This window comes from Xanthomonas sp. 3075 (assembly GCF_014197275.1).
Lineage (GTDB): Bacteria > Pseudomonadota > Gammaproteobacteria > Xanthomonadales > Xanthomonadaceae > Xanthomonas > Xanthomonas campestris_B.
This window is the reverse complement of the sequence record NZ_JACIFI010000003.1, coordinates 155,918-178,023: the sequence shown is the minus strand read 5'-3', so window position 1 is coordinate 178,023 and position 22,106 is coordinate 155,918. Positions and strand designations below refer to the sequence as shown.

Here is a 22,106-nt window from a genome sequence, read left to right as displayed (position 1 = left end):
ACACTCCTTGTGTGCGATGCAAGCAATGCAGCGTTGCCAAGGGTCACGCCGCATCGCTCAAAAACCGCAACGATTGCGGTGGCCGACATTCTACCGATCACGCATTGCAGCGCCAGACGATCGTTGACACCGCTGGACCTGTCAGACGCTATCTGCAGCGCATTCACCCTGTCTTGCAAACACGACGTATCCGACGGCGCGGCGCTGAATCTGGCCAGAGCAAAGCGGTATGCCGCCAGCTCGCAACCAATCCCGAGGCGACCGGCATCGACATACAACGGCGTTGCGCTCTGCCCTTACCGTCGCGGTCCCATCGTCCCAGGCAGCCCGTACATGCGGCAACCAACGCAGGCCGACCCCACGGCCGCTGCGGTTGCCGATCGCGGGCCGACCAATCCATATGCCGCAGCAACCCGAGCCAACGGCTGCCCACACTGTCGCCGCCTTCCCTCTGAGCGGGCCAGAACGCCCCAATTGCGCAGCGACGCACACCACCGCACAATCCCGTCACGTCAACGCCTGGAGAGCGTCATGGAAGACCGTTTTCGCGCACGCAAGGTTGCCGCGCAATCCGCGCTGGCGCCGTTCTGGACCCGTATTCCTGCCATCGCCACCTATCCGTTGCGTGGCTCGGCCCTGTACGCGTTGATCGCGCTGACGCTGTGCTGCGCGCTGCTGGTGCTACCCGGCATTCTGAAGCTGCTTGTCCTGGGCGTGCTGGGCATGGCCATGTACACCTACGCCTTCGACATCCTCCGCCACAGTGCCAACGGCGAGTACGACGCGCCACGGCTGGGCTACAACAGCTTCGATAGCGCGGTGCTGCGGCTGATCCTGCTGGCGTTGGCGCTGGGCATCGTCATTGCGGCGGCAGGCGCGCTGGCCGGCAAGCCAGGCCTGACAATCGCGTCACTGGTGGTCCAGTTGCTGCTGCCGGGCATGTTGATCTCGCTTGCCATCGACGGCAGTCTGCGTCGCGCACTCAATCCGGCGGTGTCGCTCGACATGGCGCTGCGGATCGGCTGGCCGTATCTGGCTGCATACGGGCTGCTGTACGTCATCCAGGGCAGCAGCACGGCGGCAATCCTGCTGGCGATGCATTACCTGCCTCCGGTCGTGCGCGAAGCGACGGTGGTGATTGCCTCTATCTGGGGCCTGTTCGCCAGCTTCCACCTGATGGGCTATCTGGTTTACCAGTACCACGAGGAACTGGGCTATGCGCCAAGCGGTGGCATCGCCCTCGAACGCGAAGACCCCGACCAGCGTTTGCTCGACGATGCAGAGCAGCACGTGCGCGAGGGACATTCCGGCGACGCGCTCCAGGTCCTGGGCGGTGCGGTACGCTCGCGTGCGGTGAGCCTGGCGGTGCACGAACTGTATCAGCGCCTGCTCCGTCAACAGCAACGCAGCGACACGCTGCACGAACACACCCGGCAGTACATCAGTCGCTTGCTGCAGGAAAAACAGCAGCGCCGCGCCCTGGCGCTGCAGCGCGAAGCACTGGATGGCAATCCCGCATTCACACCGTTGCTGCCCGAACAGGCGACCTTGCTGGCCGAACGCGCCAAGATGGCCGGACAGTTCCAACTGGCAATCGACGGCCTGCTGGCCGCCATCGGTGCGTGGCCGCGCGATCCGATGCTGCCGGCATGGTCGCTGGACGCCGGCCTGCTGCTGGCCGAACGCTTCGGCCGCGATGACCAGGCCCGTGCAGTCTTGCACAACGCCCTGGATCGCTGCGACGACGCGGCGCAACGCACCAAGCTGGAAGCCGCACTGAAAGCGGTCGCGATTCAACCGGCGTAACAGGCACTCAACGGACCGCCGATCGTCGATCTGCAATCGCGGACATCAGCACGCCAACGCAGTTACCCGTTGTCGAGCAAAAAGCGCGCCTTGCTGGCCTGGGGTTGTTCGGGAAACTGGTTTAGCACCAGCTGCAACACCCGCATACGTTGCTCGCCAGCCTGGCGTTCGCCATGCCGCAAGGCGAGCGCAAACCAGCAGTGGGCGAGCGCGGCGCGTGGCACGCCGAGCGCGTATTCCGTCAACAGCCGCTCGGCGTCGGCCAGCAGCCCGTTGCGCAGGCATGCCTCGACCAAGGCGATGCGTGCGGACACGGCGCAGTCGATCCCGGCCTTGCTCAATTCTGCAGCCACCGCCAACTGGACACGCGTCTGCTCTGCAGTGTGGGTGTGGGTGCGCAACGACGTTTCCGCATGCTGCACGCTGTCCTGGCTGCGGCCGGCATTGCGCGCGGCGCGATATCGCGCAACTGCTATCTCCAGATTGTGCGGCTGCTCGATGGCCAGCTCGGCCAGCAGGCGTTCGGCTTCGCTATTTTCCATGCGTCCCAGATGCCGTTGCGCGCGCTCCCAGCGGTCGTCCACCAACACGGCATCGCCCTCTTCCATGAAGTCTGCGCGGGTCTGCCGCAGCAAGACCAGCAACGCCCCGAGCAGCGCACCGCTGACCAGCCCGCCGGCATGCGCCTCGAAGGCGACATTGCCCTTATCGCTCCACAGCAGGCTATACAACTCCCAGCCCAACCACAGCGGCAACAACACGATCGCCGGCCCACGCACGTAGTTGAACACCACCAGGAACCAGTAGAAAAAGCGCACCTTGCGCCGGCCCCAGACCACGCAGAACGCGCCCATCAATGCGGCAATCGCACCGGAGGCGCCCAACCCGCCACCGGGCTGGCCCCAACGCCACCACAGGCTGACCGCGCTCGCACCGAAGCCGCCGAGCAGATACAGCAGCAGGAACCAACCGCTGCCGATCGCGCCTTCCAGCAAGGTGCCCAGCGCCAGCAGAAACAGCATGTTGCCCAGCAAGTGGTCGATATCGCCATGCAGGAACGTCGCCGACAGCATGCGTGCCGGCGACCATTCCGAACTGCGCTGCAGATGGCGTAGCGTGAACACCTTGGACAGACGCGCGTCGTAGGGCGCGCGTAATGCGCGCCATTGGCGCAAACCGTCCTCGTCCTTGAACAGCGCGCCGCTGCGCAGTGCCTGTGCGAACGCCACATCGTGCATCGTCAGATGCGCCAGATACGCGATGCGCTGGCGCCCCGGCACCGTATCCAGCTTGGCCTGGCGCGCGGCGCGCAGCCTGGCGTCGTCGGTCTGCGCCAGATAGCGCGCATGCGCTTGCGCCTCCAATGCCCCCAGACCGGATTCGACGTAGTAGCGCACGGCGTTTTCGACCAGCGCGTCGTCCTTGCGCTGATAGCCCAGGTAGACCACCGCATTGATCAGCACCAGCAGCAACGTCACCCAGGGAATGTTCTGGCGCGACCAGGGCTTATGCAGCGGCATCAGCAGCATGACGACGTCCGTGTCCGAGAAAGCGCAAAGCTTCGCTGTGCGGCGGCAGATGCGCAAGCCGGCCATGCGCGCTAGCATCGCGCCCCCGCCGTCCGAAGCACCGCCCATGAGCCGCTGGCGCCCGCCTGCCGAAAAAAGCACCGCGCTGATCACGCCCGACGGCCATGCCCGGCTCAAGGCCGAGCTGGAAGAGCTCTGGCGCGTGCGTCGGCCGGAGGTGGTGCGTGCGCTGGCTGCGGCCGCCGCCGAAGGCGACCGTTCGGAAAATGCCGAGTACACCTATCGCAAGAAGCAGCTTGGCGAAATCGACCGGCGCGTGCGGTATCTGAGTAAGCGGCTGGAAGCGCTGCGCGTGGTGGACACCGCGCCGACCGACCCGCGCGCGGTGTTCTTCGGCGCACAGGTCGAACTGGAAGACGCCGATAGCGGCGAACTGCTGCGCTACCGCATCGTCGGCCCCGACGAAACCGACGCCGGACGCGGCTGGATCAGCATCGATTCGCCGCTGGCGCGCGCACTGCTGAAAAAACGCGTGGATGACGAATTCGACGCGCAGTTGCCGTCCGGCAAGCACACCTTCGTGGTGGTGTCGGTGGATTACGCTGCGCAGTAGGCAGCCAAGAACGCGCCACGGCGATCGATCAACGCAGCGTGTGCCGCAGCTGACAAGCGCCGGGCGGTAGCCAACCCGCGCTCAGGCGGCGCTCTCCACCGCTGCGCCGCGCATTGGTGCGGTGGCAAGCCGACAGCTAGCCATCGCACATGACGCAGGCCGCCTCACACCATCTGCAGATTCAACGCGCGCCCCTGCTGGATCGGCGCATTGGCAGGCAGTGCATCGCCGAACAGATCGTGCTCATCGCTGTCGGTGATTTCCACATCAATCAGGTCGCCGACCTTCAGTCCAAGCTCGCCGCCGTTCTGGATGTGCACCAGGCCATCGATTTCCGGTGCATCTGCACGCGAGCGCGCCACCGCGATATCGTCTTCGATCAGATCGACCAGGCATTGCTGCACGCTACCGATCTTGGATTCCAAGCGCGCGGCGGAAATCTCCGCCTGCCTGGCCATGAAGCGCGCCAGGCGCTCCTGCTTGAGCGCTTCCGGCACCGGATCGGGCAATGCGTTGGCGCTGGCGCCGTCCACCGGCGAATACGCGAACGCGCCGACGCGATCGAGCTGGGCCTGATCCAGGAAGTCGAGCAAGGATTCGAACTCGGCATCGGTCTCGCCGGGGAAGCCGACGATGAAGGTGGAGCGCACGGTGATCTCCGGGCACATCGCCTTCCAGCGCTGCACGCGCTCCAGCGTCTTCTCGACTGCGCCGGGCCGCTTCATCAGCTTGAGGATGCGCGGGCTGGCGTGCTGGAACGGAATATCCAGATACGGCAGCAGCTTGCCTTCGGCCATCAGCGGAATCACATCGTCCACGTGCGGGTACGGATACACGTAATGCAGGCGCGTCCACACGCCCAGCTCCGACAGCCCTTCGCACAGCGCCTTCATGCGGGTCTGGTACATGCGGTCGCGCCACGGGCGCTCGGCATACTTCAGGTCCACGCCGTAGGCCGAGGTGTCCTGCGAGACCACCAGCAATTCCTTGACCCCGCCGCGCACCAGCCGCTCGGCCTCGCGCAGCACTTCGTCCACAGGGCGCGACACCAGGTCGCCGCGCATCGAGGGAATGATGCAGAAGCTGCAACGGTGGTTGCAGCCTTCGGAAATCTTCAGGTACGCGTAATGGCGCGGGGTCAGCTTGATGCCGTAGTCGGGCACCAGATCCACGAACGGGTCGTGGCGCGGCGGCAACGCGGCGTGCACCGCCTCCATCACGCTCTGGTAGTCCTGCGGGCCGGACACCGCCAGCACCTGCGGATACGCTTCGCGGATCTGCTCCGGGCGCTTGCCCAGGCAGCCTGTGACGATCACCTTGCCGTTGGCGTTCATCGCCTCGCCGATCGCGTCCAGCGACTCGGTCACCGCCGAATCGATGAAGCCGCAGGTATTGACCACCACCACATCGGCCGCGTCGTAGCTGGGCACGATGTCGTAGCCCTCCACGCGTAGCTGGGTGAGGATGCGTTCGGAATCGACGAGCGCCTTCGGGCAGCCAAGGCTGACGAAGCCGACTTTGGGGTTCAGCTGGGACATGGAAGCAGGAGCCTGGGGAACGGAGCGGCCTGGGGCCTGAGTGCGCCGATTATAGCGGCGCCCGGGCGATGCCCTGAACCGCACCGCCGGCCAGGCCGTTCGGCAGCGGCCGACCCCATCTTGCCGATAGCGGGCAGAGACCGCGAAGGCACGTTGTCGCGGTCGCGCGTGCACCGCCCGCGCCTGCCTGGCAGCGAACGCAGCCTCCGCGAGCGCGGCGCTTAGCGAGATCCTCACTACCGCGTCGCCGATCCAGTCGATAATGCGCGCCTCCCCCGCACAGCATCTGGAGTTCCCATGGGTCACTGGACCACGCTCGACACCCCCGACGGCCAGGTCGCCGCCTGGCACGCCACACCCGCCACCAGCCCGCGCGGCGGCCTGGTGGTGATCCAGGAGATCTTTGGCGCCAACGAACATATCCGCGCAGTCGCCGACGACTACGCCGCACGCGGCTACGAAGTGCTGGCACCGGCCTTCTTCGACCTGGAAGAAAAGGATGTGCAACTGCCTTACGACCAGCAAAGCCTGCAGCGCGGCCTGGCGCTGGCCAATGCGGTCGGCCTGGATCGCGCGGTGGAGGTGGTGAAAGCCGCCGCCACCCTGCTCTCGCGCGCCGGCAAGGTCGGCACCGTGGGCTATTGCTGGGGCGGCTCGGTGGCGCTGCTGTCAGCCATCCGCCTGGGCCTGCCCTCGGTGAGCTATTACGGCGGCCGCAACACCCAGCTGCTGGACGAAACGCCCAAGGCGCCGGTGATGTTCCACTTCGGCGAGCAGGACGCCAGCATTCCGCCCGAGGCCATCCAGGCCCACCGCGAGAAACTGCCGCAGATGGAGACCTTCGTGTATCCGACCGGCCACGCCTTCAACCGCAGCATCGACCCCACCCATTACGACGCCGACAGCGCCGAGCGTGCGCTGGAGCGCACCCTGGGCTTCTTCGACGCGCATCTGGGATGAGCGGGACTGCAGCGCACATGTCCGGCACGAGCGACTTCCAGCTCGATCCGCGCCTGGCCGCAGACAGCGTGTTCGTCGCCGACGGCCCGCTGTCGCAGGTGCGGCTGGTGGACGACAGCCGCTTCCCGTGGCTGGTGCTGGTGCCGCGGGTGGCCGAGGTCAGCGAGTGGATCGATCTGGATGGCGGCCAGCAACGCCTGTTGCTGGCCGAGATCAATCAGCTCTCGCAGCTGCTGCGGGTGGAGCCGGGGGTCGCCAAGCTCAACATCGGCGCGCTGGGCAATATCGTGCGCCAGCTGCATGTGCATCTGGTCGGCCGTCATCCCGGCGATGCGGCCTGGCCAGGGCCGGTCTGGGGCAGCGGCAGCGCGCAGCGCTTCGACGCCGATGCGCTGCAACAGCATGTCACTGCGTGGGCGCAGCGGCTACGATAGGCACCCGTCTTTCAACCACTCTTTCGCATGAAATCCAATGTCGTCGCCGCGCTGATCCTGATCCTGGTCGGGCTATTGTTTCTGGCCAACAACCTGGGCTGGACCAATCTCAGTCTTGGCCGGCTGATCGCTACGTGGTGGCCGGCGGCGTTGGTCGCCTGTGGTGTGGGGATGTTGTTTGGGCGGGGCAAATAGCCGGGAATGGGGAATCGGGATTGGGGAATCGTAAGAGCGGACTTTGGGCGCTGTTGATTCCCCCGCTTGCCTGGTTGTCTTCCGAGAGACGTTGCCCTGCTTGCGCGCTAGCCCGTCCAGCCCACTGATTCGCCAGCCCGTGCCCCGGCTGCCTGTCGGCTTTGCCGACATGACGTCTGTCATCCTCAATCGTTGACGTCCGGCACCTGATCGACAGGCGCATCGCGCGCAGCATGGCCTCACACCTACCGAGCACACCGCCATGCGCTATCGCCTGATCCCCGCCCTGTTCCTGATCACGCTGGGCACGCTCTTCCTGCTGGACAACCTGGGGCTGGCCAGTATCGATCTGGGCCACCTGGTTTCGACCTGGTGGCCGGCGTTCCTGATCGCCGCCGGCGTACGCCACCTGCTGCGCTACCGCGAGCGGGCGACCGCGACCTGCTGAAGGTCATGGCCGCACCACGGCATCAGGTACGCGGCAAGGTCACGCCGGTCTGGCCCTGGTACTTGCCGCCGCGGTCCTTGTACGAGGTCTCGCAGACTTCGTCGGACTGGAAAAACAGCATCTGCGCCACGCCTTCGTTGGCGTAGATGCGCGCCGGCAGCGGCGTGGTGTTGCTGAATTCCAGCGTGACGTGGCCTTCCCACTCAGGCTCCAGCGGGGTCACGTTGACGATGATCCCGCAGCGCGCATAGGTGCTCTTGCCCAGGCACACCACCAGGGTGTCGCGCGGAATACGGAAATACTCGACGGTGCGGGCCAACGCAAAGCTGTTCGGCGGGATGATGCAGACATCCGATTCGACATCGACAAAGCTGCCAGGATCAAAGTGCTTCGGATCGACGATCGTCGAGTTGATGTTGGTGAAGATCTTGAACTCGCGTGAGCAGCGCACGTCGTAGCCGTAGCTGGAGGTGCCGAAGCTGACGATGCGCTGGCCAGCGGCGTCGTGCTTGATCTGGCCGGGCTCGAACGGCTCGATCATCGCGTGCTGCTCGGCCATGCGCTTGATCCAGCGGTCGCTCTTGATGCTCATGCGGTGTTCCTTGAAGACGGAAGGCGACGGGCCGAGCGGCCCGCGCGAAGACGGCGAATTCTAGCAAGCGACCGGCACCGACGGCCGGCCGGTGCGCTACAGCAACGAAGCCGAGATCGGAATGCTGGCGCGCGGACGCTTGCCCAGCTCCTCGGACAGGCGCGCGGCGGCGGCCAGATAAGCCTGCGCTGCCGCCGACTCCGGTGCCGCCACCACGATCGGCTGGCCGGCATCGCCCTGTTCGCGGATCGCGATCGCCAGCGGCAACGAGCCCAGCAAGGGCACCCCGTACTGCGCGGCCATGCGCTCGCCGCCACCTTCGCCGAACAGATGCTCGCGGTGACCGCACTTGGAACAGGTATGCACCGCCATGTTCTCGACGATGCCCAATACCGGCACCTCGACCTTTTCGAACATCTTCAAGGCCTTGCGCGCATCCAGCGTGGCGATGTCCTGCGGCGTGGTGACGATCACCGCGCCAGCCACCGGGATCTTCTGCGACAGCGTCAACTGGATATCGCCGGTACCTGGCGGCAGGTCGATCAGCAGGTAATCCAGGTCGTCCCACAGCGTGTCGTTGAACAGCTGGGTCAACGCCGAGGTCGCCATTGGCCCGCGCCAGATCATCGGCGTGTCCTGATCGACCAGCAAGCCGATCGACATCGCCTCGATGCCGAACGCACGCAGCGGCTCGATCGACTTGTTGTCCGGGCTGTCCGGCCGCCCGCTCAGGCCGAGCATCGCCGGCACGCTCGGCCCGTAGATATCCGCGTCCAATACACCCACGCGCGCGCCCTGCTGGTGCAAGGCCAACGCCAGATTCACCGCCGTGGTGGACTTCCCCACTCCCCCCTTGCCGGAGCCGACCGCGATCACATTGCGGATCCGCGCATGCGGCGCCAGTGCGCCCTGCACCGCATGCGCGGGGATCCTGCGCTCGCCGGTCATGCGCGTGCGCCCTGAAAGGGCTTGATCGCCTTGCTTGAAGCGCGTTGCACCATCGTCGTCATTGCCTATCTGATTCGTCGTGTGCTGCCACGGCTGCGATGGGTACATCGCCGACCGCAGCGCTGGAAAGATCGTCAGTTTACCGACTCGGCCACGGGCAGATGCGTTTCCAGCCGTCACCAGATAGGTGTGCTGCTCGCTCATGCATGTGCCAGCCGACACACTATTTCATAAATGTATTAAATTATTAAGCAATTGTTGCGCTCGGAACCTAGCTCAGCCAGGGCTCGGCAGCAGCACTGTTTCGCCAAATCCTAGAAGAGGAATCCGCAAGTTCCTCTGGAGGCGTCTTCCACAACACACACAGCGTCATCGCTTGAGCACCGCGTTATTGGCCGTGCTGGCCGCTTCTGCCGGCCACGCTGCCGCGCAGTCAGAAAAAACGGGGCGCACCCGGCACCACCGATCTGGACAAGGTCACCGTCACCGGCTCGCGCATTGCGCGTACCGGCTTTGTCACACCCTCGCCGGTCACCGCGATCAGCGCCGAGGAAATCCGCGCCACCGGCGCGACCACCATCAGCGATCTGATGGCGCGCATGCCTGCGCTGACGCCAGCCCGATCAGGAACGGCTCGTACACTTGCCAAAAGTTCCAGTTTGGCTATCAGTTCCCCGGCTTAAAGAGCGACGTCGACAACGCCACCCGCCATGCGACTACTTCCGCTCGGACTGCAACTCTGCGCTGTACGACAACCGCGGGCGGTTCTCTATCTGGGCGCCACTGTCCGATTCTGAGTCAGCTCGATGGCTGCGGTATCAAAAGGGCCCGATGAGCGAGGTCTTTTTGCACAGAAATATTTTCAAATGAAACCTATAGCCATGGACGTGACGATTTCCGCCGCTTCCATGCCGGCAGTGTTCGGTGGCAGATCGACGTCCTGCATCACCCGTACTAACAAAAATGAATACTTGCAGCAATTTGGTGCACACACATGCCGAGCGCCGGCAATTTGTGCGCAAATCCACGCATTAGATGCGGATTTCAACATTTTCATTAACGAAGCATTCAAACTGCTTGCGACCGGACGCACAGATTCATTACGTTCGCATTAAGGCCATCTGACTCCCCGATGACCGCCCTTAATCGAACTCAAGCTGAAGGTCAGGAATGAGCAACCAATTTCGTCGCCAAGTCCTTAAACGCACCGCCCTCGCCGTCGTGCTCGGCGCCTGTCTCGCCAATGGCGCGGTCTACGCGCAAAGCACCACCGGCAGCATTTACGGCAGCGCCCCCTCCGAAGCCGGCAGCACCATCGTCGTGCAGAGCGACACCGGCCTGAGCCGCACGATCACCATCGACGCGAACGGCCGCTACAACCTGGGCTCGCTGCCGGTCGGCGCCTACACGGTCACTCTGAAACGCGGCGATCAGGTGATCGATACCCGCAAGAATGTGCAGTTGCGCGTGGGCTCGGGTACCGAAGTGTCGTTTGCAGGCGCCAGCGCCGCAGGCAGCAATGCGGATGCGACCACGCTTGGTGCAATCACGGTCACTGCGGCCAACGCACCGAAGATCGATGTCAGCTCCACCAGCTCTCGCTCGGTGATCACCTCCGAGCAGTTGGCCACACTGCCGCTGGGACGTAGCGCCGAAGCGATTGCGTTGCTTGCGCCGGGTGCGGTATCCGGCGCCGGTGCATTCAACAACGGCTCGCGCTCTGTGGTGTCCTTCGGCGGTTCTGGCGTCACTGAAAATGCGTACTACATCAACGGCTTCAACGTCAGTAATCCGCTCAGCAACTTGGGCGGCGTAAGCCTTCCGTATGGCGCCATCGACCAGCAGGAAACCTATACGGGTGGCTACAGCGCCAAGTACGGTCGCTCGACCGGCGGCGTGATCAATCAACTGGGCAAGCGCGGCACGAATGAATGGCACTTCGGCGTGCAAACGGTTTGGGAGCCGGATTCGCTGGCGAGTTCGCGTGGCGATGTGTGGTATCCAAACAGAACACTCCCTGATGGATACGAATACGACACCCCTGACCAACCCGGCACCCTGTATCGCGCAGGCAAAGACAATAAGCAGACTCGCACTGTCTATAGCGCATATGCAGGCGGCCCCCTGATCGAAGATCGGCTATTCATCTTCGTGGCCGGTGAGACGGAAAAGGTCGATGGTGTAGGAACAAATGCGAGCAATGCGAGCATTCAAGCTCGTAATAATTACGAATATAGCACTCCAAAGTTTTACGGAAAGCTGGACTGGAACATCAACGACAGCAACATTCTGGAATACACGCGCGTTCAAAACACTGATCGCCGCAGCGGCTACTACACTTCATTCGATTATGACGGCGAAGTGAGTGGTGAGCGCACTGGAACTTTTCCGGATACATTCAAGATTAAAGATAGCTATGACATCTTCAAGTACACGAGCTACTTGACGGATGATCTGACCTTAAATGCTACCTGGGGACGCAGCACTCAGCATAATCAGCAATTCAACCCCGCTGTTTCTGACCTACCATTCCTGGGCAGCGTCACTAGCCAGAACCCTGCGTTTAACGGCGGTACGCCGATCCGCAACGATCAAACGACCAACCGCGCGAAGGCCGACGATCCGATCAACAAGACGCGCAGCCTGCGTCTGGAGCTCAATTATCGATTGGGCGACCACGACATCACCGCTGGCGTGGACAACATGTACTTCAATGCCTATGACGAAGGCGTACGTACCACTGGCCCCGGTTACCAATGGATCTATGGACGTGCTCTCACAGAGCAGACACCAGTACGTCCCGGGCTAGGAGTCGGTCCGGCCGGACCGGGCTCGAACGGCTTCTACGCCCAACAGCGCATCTTCACCACCACCACAAGCATGGCCGTGGAGCAAAAAGCGTATTACCTGGAAGATCGCTGGCAAGTCAACGATAACTGGCTTGTGACGCTCGGTATCCGCAATGATCAGTTCACCAACTTCAACAGCGATCACGTCGCTTACGTGGATAGCGGTGACCAGTGGGCTCCGCGTCTGGGAGCAAGCTGGGATGTCTTTGGTGACTCATCTTTGAAGGTATTTGCAAATCTTGGTCGCTACTACCTAGCGCTTCCCAACAGCGTTGCTATCCGTGGAGCATCGGCGTCCACCTATACGGATCAATATTTCACCTACACAGGTATCGATGCCAACGGAGAACCGACTGGCTTGACCCCATTCGGCCCGGGCGCGGTCTCGGCCAATGGCGAATTTGGCCAAGCACCCAACCCAGGTGCATTTGCACCGAGCGATTTGAAATCCCAGTATCAAGACGAATTGATTCTTGGCTTTGAAAAGACAATCGGTGAAAGTTGGAATTCGGGCGCCAAGGCAACGTATCGAAAGCTGGAAGCGGCAATCGACGACGTCTGCGACATGCACAACGATGACTACAATGCACGTGGCGACCTGAAGCTTGCATCGCAAGGAATCGATCCCAGGACCATCGATATCCCGTATTGCGTGATCTTCAATCCGGGCAAGACCAATACCTACAACCTCGCAAATCTCGACGGATCGGGTTTTACCCAGCTGCAGATGTCCCAATCGGACTGGGGTTTCACTGACAAGGCCAAGCGTAGTTACGTTGCCGTTGACCTTTTCTTGGAACACCCGTTTGATGAAAAGTGGTATGGCCGCATCGATTACACCTGGTCGCGTAGCTATGGCAATACCGAAGGTCAAGTCAAGTCCGACATCGGCCAATCTGACGTTTCCAAAACGCAGGACTGGGATGCTGCGGCGCTGATGTATTACGCGGGGGGTAGCTTGGCAAACGATCGTCGCCATCAACTGAAAGCGTTCGGGGCCTACCAGATCACGCCCGAATGGATGGCGTCAGCCACCCTGCGCGTAATGTCAGGCACCCCGGCTTCCTGCCTTGGCTACTTCAATGACCCAGAGAATCCGGATCCGATCAACTACGGATCGGCCTATCACTATTGCGGAGGTCAGCCATCGCGACCTGGCGATGCCGGCCGGACCCCCTGGATCAAGAACATGGACTTGGGTGTGACATATCGTCCCTCGTTCGCCGATCATAAACTGGCCGTTGGCTTGCAAGTGTTCAACGTCTTCAATGATCGTTCGGTCACGCGCATCGATGGTGTTTATGAGACCGATCCCGGACTGGTTTCAAACACATATGGAATCGGCCTAGAAAACTATAGCTACAACACTCCGCGCTACGTGCGCCTGTCTGCATCCTACGACTTCTGATCACAAGCACCGGAAGCGTCGTCCTGACGCTTCCGGTGAATTAGTGCATCCGAATTAGCCATGACCCTTAGCTGCAGCAACCCTGCATTTTTTCTTTTCTAAATCAACCTAATTCTAGGCGGCGATGACTCTGACTGAAGAATGTCGGGCCAGCAATTTCGAGGAAAAATGGCCCACTCTGTAGCCTGTAACGATAACTCGGCTGCAGACTTAGGACCAATAAGGAAAGAGTACGACCCACGCCTCAAGGGAGTTGGGGCACAACAAGGAGCCAGTTGAATGAAAAAAGTACTTTTGGCCTCAATCTTTGTGGCGATGAGCGGCCTTACTGTCACCCCGGAAGTAAAAGCAGCGACCCAGTACGGCCGTACCTGGATGTGGTTCGATGCCAACGAAAACTTAGTTGGTCAGAGCATCCTGTATTGCAGCAACCAGACGGAGCATCAGGGGGCGACATCGACCGCCAAGCGCGTCATCATCAGCTATGTATGCGATACGCGTGAAGTCAACTCGATCAGCTACACAGGGTTGTCACAGCAGTTGCGCTCTGACTTTTGCAATACATGGGGGCAAGGCATGTGCGAAGACGGCCCATGGCCAAACGGCTACTTGACCAGCCCGTGGCAGCGCGGGTTGTACAACTGATAACCGATGAGTTAGCTGCGGCCAGTCCACTTGCATCTGATTAGTCCTGACCGTCAGCTATAGCACTTCCGCGCTTTTCCCTAAACAGCCTAACTTAATACGGCGATAAGTTCTTGGCTGGAAAAAGTCGGGCCAGCACCCGCATAAGCATCGCAGACAGCAGGCACCGTGGAAAACCTCAGGACAAATAGCGCCGTCTGCAGGCCGATAGCGATAAGCCGCCTGATAGACATGGCTAATCAGGTAATGCATTGCTCAAAGGCCTTGGTTCTCGGGGCCTTTTTTTCTTAGGGAACCTCTGAACAACGCACCACAGATACGCGACACTACCCGCCTCATGTTGAGGAGTGATCCATGCAACTGACGTTCGGTGACGCTGAGGGCCTGGGCAAGCGCAAGCAGACCCGGCGCGAGATCTTTCTGGCCGAGATGGAGCAGGTGGTTCCGTGGCAGCAACTGCTCGGGCTGATCGCGCCGCACTATCCGGTGTCGGGCCGGCCAGGGCGGCAGCCGTACGCACTGGCGACGATGTTGCGGATTCATCTGCTGCAGCAGTGGTATGCGCTGAGCGATCCGGCGATGGAAGAAGCGCTGCACGAGATTCCGACCTTGCGGCGCTTTGCCCAGCTCGGTGGCTTGGACGACATTCCCGACGAGACCACGATTCTCAACTTTCGCCGCCTGCTGGAGACCCATGGCCTTGCCGCACGGATGCTGGAAGCCGTCAACGCGCATCTGGTGCGCAAGGGCCAGAGCCTGCGGTCGGGCACGATCGTCGATGCGACGCTGATCGCGGCGCCCAGTTCGACCAAGAATGCCGACCACGCGCGCGACCCTGAGATGCATCAGACCAAGAAGGGCAATCAGTGGTATTTCGGGATGAAGGCGCACATCGGCGTGGATGAATTTTCCGGGCTGGTGCACCACGTCCATTGCACAGCCGCCAATGTCGCCGATGTCACGGTGATGCACACGTTGCTGCATGGCAAAGAAGACAGCGTGTTCGGCGATAGCGGCTACACCGGTGCGGACAAACGCGAAGAACTGCAGGCCTGCAAGGCTGCATTCTTCATCGCCGCCAGGCCCTCGACGGTGCAAGCCCTCGGCAACAAACGCCAGCGTGCTCGGGAACAGCGTTGGGAACACTTCAAGGCCAGCGTGCGCGCGAAGGTGGAGCATCCATTCCGGGTGATCAAGCGCCAGTTCGGCTACACCAAGGTCCGCTATCGCGGCCTGGCCAAGAACACCGCGCAGGTGCTGACCTTGTTTGCGCTATCGAACCTGTGGATGAAGCGAAAGCAGTTACTGCCGACGATGGGGAGCGTGCGCCTGTAACCCGGGGAATTCCCAAGGAAAGCTTCAGAAATTGCGAAAAATCCGAAGATCCAAACGCGACTCTCCGGAACGATGCGACATCCCGCACTCTCAGGCCTCATTGTTCAGACCTTCCTTAGCTCGCGGGGGGCGCGTGTTTTAAGCAATAGGCATCACCCACCCAAAATCACCCGAGCCGCATTATGCCCAGGCGCTCCGGTCACACCGCCGCCGGGATGCGTCCCGGACCCGCACAGATACAACCCCGGCACCGCACCGCGATACGCGCCCTGCCCGAGCATCGGGCGTGCGCTGAAGAGTTGATTGAGGCTGAGCGCGCCGTGGAAAATGTCGCCGCCGATCAGGCCGAAGATGCGCTCCAGATCGAGGGGGCTGAGGATCTGCCGGCCCACTACCGATGCGGCGAATCCTGGCGCGTAGCGCTCGACCGTTGCAATCATCAGATCGGCGACTTCCTCGCGATGATCGTCCCAGTGCCGGCCTTCGGGAAGTTGCGGTGCAACGTGCTGACAGAACAGGCTGGCCACATGCTGGCCGGTCGGTGCCAGCGAGTCGTCCAGCGTGCTGGGTATCAGCAATTCGACCACCGGTTCGCGCGACCATCCCGATGCGCGTGCGTCCTGCCAGGCGCGATCCATGTAATCCAGACTCGGAGCCAGGATGATGCCGGCAGTGAGATGATCGCCAGCGCCTGGCAGCGCCGTGAAATCGGGAAGACGCGACAGCGCGACGTTCATGCGAAAGGTGCCCGAACCGCAGCGGTAATGGGCGATGCGTTCGCGCGTGGCCTCCGGGACGTCCTCGGCTCGCATCAAGCGCTGATAGAGCAACTTCGGGTTGACGTTCGCAACCACGGCACGCGCGCGGAGCGTTTCGCCATCGGCCGTCACCACGCCCACCGCATGTCCCTGTTCCACCAGCACCCGCCCCACCGCACAGCCGGTCCGAATCTGCGCGCCAGAGTCGCGCGCACTGGCCGCCATCGCCTGGGTGATGGCGCCCATGCCGCCGATGGCGTGACCCCATGCGCCCTTGACGCCATTGCTCTGCCCGAACACGTGATGCAGTAGTACATAGGCGGTGCCCGGCGTGTACGGACTGGCGTAGTTGCCGACGATGCCGTCGAAGCCGAATAGCGCCTTGATCGGCGCGCTTTCGAACCAGCGATCCAGATACTCGGCGGCCGAAATGGTGAATAGGTCCAGCAGGTCTTGCCGCAACGCGAGCGGTAATTCCTGCAGTTGCAGTCCCACCTTGCCCGCACGCCACAGCTGCGGCAACGCACGCAGCCATCCGGCATCGGTGACATCCGGTGGCGGCTGCAAAGCCAGCGCACGTAAGACATCGGCCAGTTGTTCCAGGCGCGCCTCATAGGCTGGCAGTGCAGCGGCATCGCGCGCGGAGAATTTGGCCACTTCCACAGCGGTGCGCGCTGCGCCCGCGAGCAGGTACTCGCCAGTGGGCAGCGGCAAGAAGTTGTTGATGCGGCGCGCCACCACGCGTAACCCGTGCCGCTCCAGCGCAAGATCGTCGATGACCTTGGGCTGCAGCAACGACACCGTGTAGGACGCCACCGAGTTACGAAATCCGGGATGAAATTCTTCGGTGACCGCTGCGCCGCCAACCACGTTGCGCGCCTCCAGTACCAGCACGCGTTTACCGGCCCGGGCCAGATACGCAGCGCATACCAAGCCATTATGGCCGGCGCCGATGATCAAAGCGTCCAACGGTTGGGAAGCGGTAGACATGCAACCGTATATAGCACCGCTTGCACAGCTGGACCATTCGGGCCTTAGCGGCCACCTCGATCGCTATCGGCAGATAAGCATCGATGGCCGGGCCAAGTAGTGACCACTAATATGGCACGAAGCCGCAGCGCCCGGGGCCAGAAGACACCGGAGTGCCCCTGCGTATCGCCGCCCGCGCAAGGCTGCCGTAACCACGAGCACCACCAAGCCAGCGCTTCTACACACCCCGCACCCATGACCTTCGACACCATGCCTGTCGGCTGGCGAGGCGTAGAGTGCCGGCCACGGCCCCGTGACGGGGCTCCCCAATCGACTGTTGCTCCTGGAGCCTTTGTGATTCGAACACCTCATCTATTGACGCTGACCCTGGCCGTGGCGGCCGCGCTGAGCGGTTGCAAGAAGTCCGATGACGCCGCACCTGCGGCCCCGGCTGGCGATACCGCGGCGGCCGCGCCCGCCGCACCCAAGACCCTGACCCTGGACCAGAGCAAGCTGCCGGCGGTGAACCAGTTCACTGCGGCCGACCTGGATGCCAACGGTAATGCCTGCACCGACCTGAACGCCTACGCCAACGCCAAGTTCCTGGCCGCCAATCCGGTGCCGAGCGATCGCACCAGCTGGGGTGCGTTCGAGATGCTCGACGAGCGTTCCAATGCAATCCAGCAGCAGTTGGTCGAACAGGCCGCAGCCGACACCAGTGCCACCGGCGTGGAAAAGATCGTCGGCGACCTGTGGTCGACCGGCATGGACGAGGCCAAGATCAACGCACAGGGCATCGAGCCGCTGAAGCCGGAGCTTGCAGCGATCGACGCCATCAGCGACCAGGCCAAGCTGGTCGACTATCTGCGTAGCAGCGCCGCCAAGGGCAACAACGCGCTCTTCAGCTTCGGCGCGGAGGCGGATTTCAAAAAGTCCAGCCAGAACATCGCTTTCGCCATGCAGGGTGGTCTGGGCTTGCCGGATCCGGAGTACTACACCAGCGCCGCCAACAAGGTCAAGCTGGAGGCCTATCAGGCACACGTGGCCAAGGTGCTGGAACTGTCGGGTGTGGCTGCAGCCGATGCCGTCGCGCAGGCCAAGCAGATCGTCGCCTTCGAAACCCGCCTGGCCAAGGTCTCCAAGACCAGCACCCAGCTGTCGCGCGATGCCTTGCTGGCCTACAACCCGATCTCCCCGGCCGACGCCGACAAGCTGACCCCGAACTGGTCGTGGACCGAGTTCTTCAAGTCGCAGGGCGTGGCCACGCCGGAGATGTTCTCGCTGGCGATTCCGGCCTTCCACCAGGAAGTGAGCAAGATGATCGCCGATACCGATCCGGCGATCTGGCGCGCGTACCTGCGCTTCCACACTGTCGATGGCGCCTCGCCGTACCTGAGCCAGCCGTTCGTCGATGAGAGCTTTGCGTTCTACAACAAGACCATGCGCGGCCAGAAGGAAATCAAGCCGCGCTGGAAGCGCGTGCTGGCCACCATCAACGCTCAGGCCGGCGAGGCGCTGGGCCAGCTGTATGTCAAGGTCGCCTTCCCCGCCGATTCCAAGGCCAAGATGGAAACGCTGGTGACCAACCTGCGTACCGCGCTGAAGGCCCGCATCGAAAAGCTCGACTGGATGAGCCCGGAGACCAAGACCAAGGCGATCGCCAAGTGGGAAAGCTTCACCCCCAAGATCGGCTACCCGGAAAAGTGGCGCGAGTGGAACGGCCTGACCACCGGCCGCGATAGCTACCTGGGCAACGTGATGGCGGCGACCGAGTACAACTACAAGTGGAACCTGTCCAAGATCGGCAAGCCGGTGGACAAGACCGAATGGGGCATGAGCCCGCAGACGGTCAACGCCTACTACAACCCGCTGCAGAACGAGATCGTGTTCCCGGCGGCGATCCTGCAGCCGCCGTTCTTCGACCCGAATGCACCGGAGGAAATGAACTACGGCGGCATTGGCGCGGTGATCGGCCATGAGATGACCCACGGCTACGACGACCAGGGCAGCCGCTTCGGCCCCGATGGCAACTTCATCGCCGATCCAGGTTGGTGGACGCAGAAGGATCTGCAAGCGTTCAAGGCACGCACCGGCAAGCTGGTCGCGCAGTTCGACGGCTATCGCACCCCGGCCGGCGACAAGGTCAAGGGCGACCTGACCCTGGGCGAGAACATCGCCGACCTGGGCGGCCTCAACACCGCCTACGACGCGATGAAAACCGCCACCGCCGGCAAGGACGATCCCAAGACCGACGGCATCACCCGCGACCAGCGCTTCTTCCTGAACTGGGCCACGGTGTGGCGCCGCAACTTCACCCCGGAAGAACTGGTGGTGCGCCTGAAGACCGATCCGCACGCACCAGCCAACTTCCGCGCCATCGGTGCACCGTCGAACATGCCGGCATTCGCCGCCGCGTTCTCGTGCAAGGCGGGCGATGCCATGGTGCGCCAGGGCGATCAGCAGGTTGTGATCTGGTAATGGCGCGATAGCGCACTGGTTTCAAAGACGCGGGCGTCGATCAGTGGATCGTCGCCCGTTTTTTTTGCGGCAGCCTGCAGTTTTTTCAGTGTGCGATGCCTGCCAATCCAGCTGCGTGGCGCAGCTTGCCTGCCGCATCGCGGCACCGTCCTCAGGCATGCAAGAACACGTAGTCGCTTCGGTCATGTCACGATGCCGCAGGTACTTCGCCAACGACGCCGTCTGCGCGCCCGGATCGCCGGTTTTTGTCCTTCGTGACGTCCACCAGATATCCGGCGCCACGCAGGACTCCTACCAGCCACACCCAGCTTGAATTCAAGCCTCAACAAAGCTCAACACGTACGTCCGCAAGGCAGCGTCCGCTTATGCTCGACGTTCTTCTCTGCGGCCGACGTCCATGTCATCCCTCAAGACTTCTACGCTCGCCCTGGCATTGATCGTCTCGCTGGCAAGCTGCAAACGCGCGCCCGACGACAGCAGCGCACAGACAGATGCTGCCAAGCCTGCACCGACAGCTGCGCTGCCATCTGCAACACCGGAAACGCCGGCGTTCGACATCAGCGAGCTGGATCAGACCACGAACGCGTGCAAGAACCTGGACGACTTCGTCAACGGTCCGTGGAAGAAAGCCAACCCCATTCCCGCAGACCGCACCAGCTGGGGCGTGTTCGATGTGTTGGCCGAGAAGAGCCTGCTTACTCAGCGACAGATTGTCGAAGATGCAGCAAAACAGGCGCAAACACAGGCCGATCCGCTCGCGCGCAAGCTGGGGCTGCTATACGCCTCCGGCATGGATGAAGCCGCCATCGAGGCGGCGGGCGATCACCCCATCCGTGCGCAACTGGATGCGATTGCCGCGTTGAGATCCGGCAAGGATGTGGCCGACTACATCACACAGCGGTATGCACAAGGCGATGGCAACGTCTTCGAGTTCGGTGCAGGTGCCGACTTCCACAATGCGCAGCAGCAGATCGCCTTTGCCAACGAAGGCGGGCTGGGCCTGCCGACCAAGGACTACTACACCGCCCCCGAGCATGCCTCCATCCGCGAGGCGTATCTGGCCTACATCATCAAATCGTTCGAGCTCACCGGCAGCAGTGCCGATGCGGCCAAGGTGCAGGCAAAGGACGTGATGGCACTGGAATCGCGACTGGCCGCCGCATCGCTTGCTCCCACCGACGCACGCCAACCCGACAACCAGTATCACTTCGTCAGCCTTGCACAGGCCGACAAGCTCACGCCGCACTTTTCCTGGCAGACATTCTTCGCTGCCCAAGGCGTGGACATCGGCACCGGGTTCTCGCTGTCGCAGCCGCGCTTCTTTGCAGCGTTCGACCGGCAGTTGGCCAGTGCACCGATTGCCCAGTGGCAGGCCTATCTGCGCTTCCACGCCATCGATGCGGCGTCCAGGCACCTCAGCAAGGCCTTCGTCGACAACAACTTCGCGTTCTACGGCAAGGCGCTGTCCGGGCAGCCGGAACAACGGCCGCGCTGGAAGCGCGTCCTGGGCGCAGTCGACAGTGTCATGGGAGAAGGCCTGGGTCAGCTCTACGTGGCCAAGGTGTTCACGCCCGAAGCAAAACAGCGCGCCACCGAACTGGTCGACAACGTGCGCAACGCGCTCAAGCAACGCATCGAGAATGTCGACTGGATGAGCGCCGAAACCAAGGCCAAGGCGATCGCCAAGTGGAATACGTTCCTGCCCAACATCGGCTACCCCGACACCTGGCGCGACTGGTCGGGGCTGGAGATCGTTCCGGGCGCCTACTACCAGAATCTGCAAGCCGCAGCCAAGTTCAACTACCACTACGACATCGCGCAGATCGGCAAGCCAACCGACCGCAAGCGCTGGGCGATGTCGCCGCAGACCGTCAATGCGTATTACAGCCCCAGCACCAATACCATCAATTTTCCGGCCGCGATCTTGCAACCCCCGTTCTTCGATGCCGATGCCGACGACGCAGTGAACTATGGCGCCATCGGCGCGGTGATCGGGCACGAGGCCACCCATGGGTTCGACGACCAGGGCAGGCAATTCGACGGCGGCGGCAACAACGTCAACTGGTGGACGCCCGCTGATCGCAAGGCGTTCGAGCAACGCGCCGACACCTTGGTCAAACAGTTCGATGCCTACGTGCCACTGCCCAGCCACCCCGAGCTGCACGTCAACGGCAGGTTGACCCTGGGCGAAAATATCGCCGACCTTGGCGGAATCAATGTCGCCTACGATGCGCTGCAAACGGCGTTGCATCAGCATCCCGAGCGTGCGCTCACGATCGATGGATACCGTCCGGAGCAACGGTTCTTCCTGGGTTTTGCGCGCAACTGGCGTGAGCAGGTGCGCGAGCAGCAACAGCGGGTCTATCTGGCATCTGACCCGCATTCGCCCAGCAATCTGCGCGCCATTGCCGCGCCATCGAACATGCCGGCCTTTGCACACGCGTTTTCGTGTAAATCCGGCGATGCGATGGTGCGCGCAGACAAGGACCGCGTGGTGATCTGGTAGCCGGGCACAAGCGCTTTCGGTTCCCTTGCGCTCCTGACAGGCCCGCACCCGCGGGCCTGTCGCGTTCATGCAAGCGGTGCCCACCGAGGGCAACC

Annotated in this window: 17 protein-coding genes and 1 pseudogene; 13 read left to right on the top strand and 5 right to left on the bottom strand. The window is 62.5% G+C overall.

What is annotated here, in order from left to right; all coding sequences use genetic code 11:
• Nucleotides 1-531: 531 nt before the first annotated feature.
• A complete protein-coding gene (locus tag GGR62_RS04415; RefSeq protein WP_184406758.1) occupies nucleotides 532-1,806 on the top strand; it encodes a hypothetical protein in 1,275 nt (424 codons plus the stop codon).
• Nucleotides 1,807-1,868: 62 nt separating this feature from the next.
• Here GGR62_RS04415 and GGR62_RS04410 read toward each other — a convergent pair whose 3' ends face one another.
• A complete protein-coding gene (locus GGR62_RS04410; protein WP_184406757.1) occupies nucleotides 1,869-3,335 on the bottom strand; it encodes a rhomboid family intramembrane serine protease in 1,467 nt (488 codons plus the stop codon).
• Between the two features lie 106 nt (nucleotides 3,336-3,441).
• Here GGR62_RS04410 and greB point away from each other — a divergent pair, with 106 nt between their 5' ends.
• Nucleotides 3,442-3,948: a transcription elongation factor GreB gene (gene greB, locus GGR62_RS04405; RefSeq protein WP_184406756.1), complete on the top strand. Its 507-nt coding sequence runs from the start codon at nucleotides 3,442-3,444 to the stop codon at nucleotides 3,946-3,948.
• Between the two features lie 164 nt (nucleotides 3,949-4,112).
• On the opposite strand, the gene rimO is transcribed toward greB, so the two are convergent.
• A complete protein-coding gene (rimO, locus tag GGR62_RS04400; RefSeq protein ID WP_184406755.1) occupies nucleotides 4,113-5,486 on the bottom strand; it encodes a 30S ribosomal protein S12 methylthiotransferase RimO in 1,374 nt (457 codons plus the stop codon).
• 297 nt (nucleotides 5,487-5,783) lie between these two features.
• Between rimO and GGR62_RS04395 the strand changes: the two genes are divergently transcribed.
• The 4 genes from GGR62_RS04395 to GGR62_RS04380 all read left to right on the top strand — a co-directional run bounded on the left by GGR62_RS04395 (nucleotide 5,784) and on the right by GGR62_RS04380 (nucleotide 7,523).
• Nucleotides 5,784-6,446: a dienelactone hydrolase family protein gene (locus GGR62_RS04395; RefSeq protein WP_184406754.1), complete on the top strand. Its 663-nt coding sequence runs from the start codon at nucleotides 5,784-5,786 to the stop codon at nucleotides 6,444-6,446.
• 17 nt (nucleotides 6,447-6,463) lie between these two features.
• On the top strand, nucleotides 6,464-6,880 hold the full coding sequence (locus GGR62_RS04390; RefSeq protein WP_184406753.1) for an HIT family protein: 417 nt from the start codon (nucleotides 6,464-6,466) through the stop codon (nucleotides 6,878-6,880).
• 27 nt (nucleotides 6,881-6,907) lie between these two features.
• A complete protein-coding gene (locus GGR62_RS04385) occupies nucleotides 6,908-7,075 on the top strand; it encodes a DUF5668 domain-containing protein (protein ID WP_042598366.1) in 168 nt (55 codons plus the stop codon).
• Nucleotides 7,076-7,337: 262 nt separating this feature from the next.
• Nucleotides 7,338-7,523: a DUF5668 domain-containing protein gene (locus GGR62_RS04380; protein ID WP_184406752.1), complete on the top strand. Its 186-nt coding sequence runs from the start codon at nucleotides 7,338-7,340 to the stop codon at nucleotides 7,521-7,523.
• Nucleotides 7,524-7,545: 22 nt separating this feature from the next.
• Here the strand turns inward: GGR62_RS04380 and dcd are convergent, their stop codons facing one another.
• Both dcd and apbC read right to left on the bottom strand, forming a co-directional pair.
• Nucleotides 7,546-8,115: a dCTP deaminase gene (gene dcd, locus GGR62_RS04375; RefSeq protein WP_055850006.1), complete on the bottom strand. Its 570-nt coding sequence runs from the start codon at nucleotides 8,113-8,115 to the stop codon at nucleotides 7,546-7,548.
• A 96-nt stretch (nucleotides 8,116-8,211) separates the two neighbouring features.
• A complete protein-coding gene (gene apbC / locus GGR62_RS04370; protein ID WP_184406751.1) occupies nucleotides 8,212-9,063 on the bottom strand; it encodes an iron-sulfur cluster carrier protein ApbC in 852 nt (283 codons plus the stop codon).
• Nucleotides 9,064-9,388: 325 nt separating this feature from the next.
• Here apbC and GGR62_RS04365 point away from each other — a divergent pair.
• From GGR62_RS04365 to GGR62_RS04345, 5 genes and pseudogenes are all read left to right on the top strand, one after another.
• A pseudogene (locus tag GGR62_RS04365) lies at nucleotides 9,389-9,683 on the top strand (Plug domain-containing protein); the annotation flags it as partial.
• 186 nt (nucleotides 9,684-9,869) lie between these two features.
• Complete coding sequence (locus tag GGR62_RS04360) at nucleotides 9,870-10,178, top strand: hypothetical protein (protein WP_184406750.1); 309 nt, start codon at nucleotides 9,870-9,872, stop codon at nucleotides 10,176-10,178.
• A gap of 55 nt (nucleotides 10,179-10,233) precedes the next feature.
• Entirely contained in the window at nucleotides 10,234-13,320 is a 3,087-nt protein-coding gene (locus GGR62_RS04355) for a TonB-dependent receptor (protein WP_184406749.1), read from the top strand.
• A gap of 279 nt (nucleotides 13,321-13,599) precedes the next feature.
• Nucleotides 13,600-13,965, top strand: a complete 366-nt coding sequence (locus tag GGR62_RS04350) for a hypothetical protein (protein WP_184406748.1) — start codon at nucleotides 13,600-13,602, stop codon at nucleotides 13,963-13,965.
• A 354-nt stretch (nucleotides 13,966-14,319) separates the two neighbouring features.
• Nucleotides 14,320-15,300, top strand: a complete 981-nt coding sequence (locus GGR62_RS04345; protein WP_184406747.1) for an IS5 family transposase — start codon at nucleotides 14,320-14,322, stop codon at nucleotides 15,298-15,300.
• Nucleotides 15,301-15,452: 152 nt separating this feature from the next.
• Here the strand turns inward: GGR62_RS04345 and GGR62_RS04340 are convergent, their stop codons facing one another.
• Nucleotides 15,453-17,048: an NAD(P)/FAD-dependent oxidoreductase gene (locus GGR62_RS04340; protein WP_184406746.1), complete on the bottom strand. Its 1,596-nt coding sequence runs from the start codon at nucleotides 17,046-17,048 to the stop codon at nucleotides 15,453-15,455.
• Nucleotides 17,049-17,402: 354 nt separating this feature from the next.
• Here GGR62_RS04340 and GGR62_RS04335 point away from each other — a divergent pair, with 354 nt between their 5' ends.
• The gene (locus GGR62_RS04335; RefSeq protein ID WP_184406847.1) at nucleotides 17,403-19,505 is read left to right on the top strand and encodes a M13-type metalloendopeptidase; all 2,103 of its coding nucleotides are present in this window, start codon (nucleotides 17,403-17,405) and stop codon (nucleotides 19,503-19,505) included.
• 397 nt (nucleotides 19,506-19,902) lie between these two features.
• On the top strand, nucleotides 19,903-22,011 hold the full coding sequence (locus tag GGR62_RS04330) for a M13 family metallopeptidase (RefSeq protein WP_184406745.1): 2,109 nt from the start codon (nucleotides 19,903-19,905) through the stop codon (nucleotides 22,009-22,011).
• Nucleotides 22,012-22,106 lie beyond the last annotated feature (95 nt).

Bases quoted from the DNA above. Each gene is read 5' to 3' on its own strand.
- apbC (WP_184406751.1), bottom strand. From the start codon at position 9,063: ATGACCGGCGAGCGCAGGATCCCCGCGCATGCGGTGCAGGGCGCACTG.
- GGR62_RS04350 (WP_184406748.1), top strand. From the start codon at position 13,600: ATGAAAAAAGTACTTTTGGCCTCAATCTTTGTGGCGATGAGCGGCCTT.
- GGR62_RS04385 (WP_042598366.1), top strand. From the start codon at position 6,908: ATGAAATCCAATGTCGTCGCCGCGCTGATCCTGATCCTGGTCGGGCTA.
- GGR62_RS04395 (WP_184406754.1), top strand. From the start codon at position 5,784: ATGGGTCACTGGACCACGCTCGACACCCCCGACGGCCAGGTCGCCGCC.
- GGR62_RS04380 (WP_184406752.1), top strand. From the start codon at position 7,338: ATGCGCTATCGCCTGATCCCCGCCCTGTTCCTGATCACGCTGGGCACG.
- GGR62_RS04345 (WP_184406747.1), top strand. From the start codon at position 14,320: ATGCAACTGACGTTCGGTGACGCTGAGGGCCTGGGCAAGCGCAAGCAG.
- GGR62_RS04410 (WP_184406757.1), bottom strand. From the start codon at position 3,335: ATGCTGCTGATGCCGCTGCATAAGCCCTGGTCGCGCCAGAACATTCCC.
- dcd (WP_055850006.1), bottom strand. From the start codon at position 8,115: ATGAGCATCAAGAGCGACCGCTGGATCAAGCGCATGGCCGAGCAGCAC.
- GGR62_RS04360 (WP_184406750.1), top strand. From the start codon at position 9,870: ATGGCTGCGGTATCAAAAGGGCCCGATGAGCGAGGTCTTTTTGCACAG.
- GGR62_RS04330 (WP_184406745.1), top strand. From the start codon at position 19,903: ATGTCATCCCTCAAGACTTCTACGCTCGCCCTGGCATTGATCGTCTCG.
- GGR62_RS04390 (WP_184406753.1), top strand. From the start codon at position 6,464: ATGTCCGGCACGAGCGACTTCCAGCTCGATCCGCGCCTGGCCGCAGAC.
- rimO (WP_184406755.1), bottom strand. From the start codon at position 5,486: ATGTCCCAGCTGAACCCCAAAGTCGGCTTCGTCAGCCTTGGCTGCCCG.
- GGR62_RS04355 (WP_184406749.1), top strand. From the start codon at position 10,234: ATGAGCAACCAATTTCGTCGCCAAGTCCTTAAACGCACCGCCCTCGCC.
- greB (WP_184406756.1), top strand. From the start codon at position 3,442: ATGAGCCGCTGGCGCCCGCCTGCCGAAAAAAGCACCGCGCTGATCACG.
- GGR62_RS04340 (WP_184406746.1), bottom strand. From the start codon at position 17,048: ATGTCTACCGCTTCCCAACCGTTGGACGCTTTGATCATCGGCGCCGGC.
- GGR62_RS04415 (WP_184406758.1), top strand. From the start codon at position 532: ATGGAAGACCGTTTTCGCGCACGCAAGGTTGCCGCGCAATCCGCGCTG.